This is a genomic window from Thauera phenylacetica B4P, from assembly GCF_000310225.1.
Lineage (GTDB): Bacteria > Pseudomonadota > Gammaproteobacteria > Burkholderiales > Rhodocyclaceae > Thauera > Thauera phenylacetica.
The window spans coordinates 1-2,538 of the sequence record NZ_AMXF01000374.1 but is presented as its reverse complement, the minus strand read 5'-3'; the positions used below and the strand labels follow the sequence as shown (position 1 = coordinate 2,538).

General features: G+C 72.8%; 4 protein-coding genes. All 4 read left to right on the top strand.

Annotation, left to right across the window (positions count from 1 at the left end; translation table 11 throughout):
- The first annotated feature begins 101 nt into the window (after window positions 1-101).
- A complete protein-coding gene (locus C667_RS22120; protein ID WP_004385582.1) occupies window positions 102-644 on the top strand; it encodes a chemotaxis protein CheW in 543 nt (180 codons plus the stop codon).
- A gap of 23 nt (window positions 645-667) precedes the next feature.
- On the top strand, window positions 668-1,477 hold the full coding sequence (locus C667_RS22115) for a CheR family methyltransferase (protein WP_004385581.1): 810 nt from the start codon (window positions 668-670) through the stop codon (window positions 1,475-1,477).
- A gap of 2 nt (window positions 1,478-1,479) precedes the next feature.
- Window positions 1,480-2,076 (top strand): chemotaxis protein CheD, encoded by a 597-nt coding sequence (locus C667_RS22110; RefSeq protein ID WP_004385579.1) that lies wholly within the window; start codon window positions 1,480-1,482, stop codon window positions 2,074-2,076.
- A partial coding sequence (locus C667_RS22105; RefSeq protein WP_004385576.1) for a response regulator occupies window positions 2,073-2,538 on the top strand: 466 nt, incomplete at its 3' end. The genes C667_RS22110 and C667_RS22105, both read left to right, overlap by 4 nt.

Sequence of the window (2,538 nt, the reverse complement as noted above, 5' to 3'; positions counted from 1 at the left end):
CCACGCGCGAGCCGCGCCGCATCGGCCCGGGCAACCCGCAGCCGGCCTTCGCGGCCGCCGCCGCGGACCCGGAATACGTGCGCTTCTGAGCGGAGCCGGCCATGACGCAATCCAGTCTTCAGACGGTCGCCCCCACCGCGGCCGCCGCCCTGCGCCCCGGCGCGGCGGCGGGCGGCCAGTACCTGGTGTTCACGCTCGGCGGCGAGGTCTTCGCGATCGACATCCTGCAGATCCGTGAGATCATCGAGGTCGGCGAGATCACCGAGGTGCCGATGACGCCGCCCACCGTGCGCGGGGTGATCAACCTGCGCGGCGCGGTGGTGCCGGTGATCGACCTCGCCGCGCGCTTCGGCCGCGAGCGCCTGCTCAGCGGGCGGCGCAGCTGCATCGTCATCGTCGAGGTGAACGCCGACGCCGGCACGCAGACGCTCGGCGTGATGGTCGACGGGGTCAGCGAGGTCATCGACATCGCCGCCGCCGACATCGAGCCGGCACCATCCTTCGGCGCCCGCATCCGCACTGACTTCATCGCCGGCATGGCGCGCCGCGACGGGCGCTTCGTGATCCTGCTCGAGGTCGGGCGGGTGTTCTCGATCGACGAGTTCGCCGGCATCGGCGCGCTCGCCGGCGCCGCCGAACACTGAGCCGGTCGTCCCGGAGGGCCCGCATGTCCGAGATCAGCATCACGCAGGCCGAGTTCGAGCAGTTTCGCGCGCTCATGCACCAGGCCGCCGGCGTCGACCTGCCGCCGCAGAAGATCAGCCTGGTCAGCGGCCGCCTGGCGCGGCGGCTGCGCGCGCTCGGGCTCGCCAGCTTCGGCGACTACCACCGCCTGGTGTCGAGCGCCGGGGCGCGCGACGAGTTCGAGCGCATGGTCGACCTGCTCACCACCCACGAGACCTACTTCTTCCGCGAGCCCAAGCACTTCGACTTCCTCGCCGACAGCGTGCTGCCCGCGCTCGGGCGCACGCGCACGCCGCGCTTCTGGAGCGCGGCGAGCTCCTCCGGCGAGGAGGCCTACAGCCTGGCGATGGTGCTCGCCGACCGCCTCGGCGGCGACGCACCCTGGGAAATCTTCGGCTCGGACATCAGCCGCGAGGTGGTGGAGAAGGCGCGCGGCGGCGTCTATGCGATGAACCGCATCGACGGCATCCCGCCCGACTACCTGCGGCGCTACTGCCTGCGCGGCGTCGGCAGCCGCGACGGCACGCTGCAGGTCGACGAGGCGCTGCGCCGCCGGGTACGCTTTGCCCAGGTCAATCTCAACGGCAACCTCGCCGGCGTCGGCGAGTTCGACGTCGTCTTCCTGCGCAACGTGCTGATCTACTTCGACCTGCCCACCAAGCGCCGCATCGTCGAGCGCATCGTGCGCCAGATGCGGCCGGGCGGCTGGCTGTTCATCGGCCACTCCGAGAGCCTCAACGGGCTCGACCTCGGCCTGCGCCAGGAGCGGCCGACCATCTACCGGCGGATGTGAGCATGCGGCCGGCCGCGCGCAACACCATCGAGATCTTCCTGCAGCCCGGCGAGTTCTGGTTCGGCGACCGCGACACGCGCATCCGCACCCTGCTCGGCTCCTGCGTGTCGATCACGATGTGGCACCCGCGCCTGCGCATCGGAGGCATGTGCCACTTCATGCTGCCCGAGCGCGGCGCGCGCGCCCGCGCCGACGGCCTGGACGGGCGCTACGCCGGCGATGCGATCGAGCTCTTCCTGCGCGAGCTGCGCGCCGCCCACACCCGCGCGCAGGACTACCAGGTCAAGCTCTTCGGCGGCGGGCGCATGTTCCGCACCCGCCACGCCGCGGGCGCTCCCGCCGCGCTCGACGTCGGCACGCGCAACGTCGAGGCCGCGCGCACGCTGCTGCGCACGCACGGCTTTCGTGTGCGCGCCGCCCACGTCGAGGGCGAGGGCCACCGCAACCTGATCTTCGACATCGGCAGCGGCGAGGTCTGGCTGCGCCACGTCGCCCCGGCAGCGGCGGGGGCGGGGGCGGGGGCCGCGGTCGTGCACGGCGAAGGCGGCGCCGAGGCCGACCCCGAAGTTCTCTCCGCATCCGCGAGCGAGGCCGCATGAACGCCACGATCCGTGTCCTCGTCGTCGACGACTCCGCCGTGGTGCGCCAGGTGATGAGCGAGATCCTCTCCGCCGCGCCCGGCATCGAGGTCGTCGGCACCGCCTCCGACCCGATCTTCGCCATGGCGAAGATGCGCCGCGACTGGCCCGACGTCATCACGCTCGACGTGGAGATGCCGCGCATGGACGGCATCAGCTTCCTGCGCCAGCTCATGGCCGAGCGCCCGACCCCGGTCATCGTGTGCTCCACGCTCACCTCGCGCGGCGCCGAGACCACCATGCAGGCGCTCGCCGCCGGCGCCGTCTCCATCATCGCCAAGCCCACGCTGGGGCTGAAGGGCTTCCTCAACGACTCCGCCCAGGAACTCGTCGCCGCCGTGCGCGCCGCAGCGCGCGCGAACCTGCGCGCGCTGCGGGCGGGTGCAGGCGCGGGCGCAGGTGCAGGCGCGGGCGCGGGCGCAG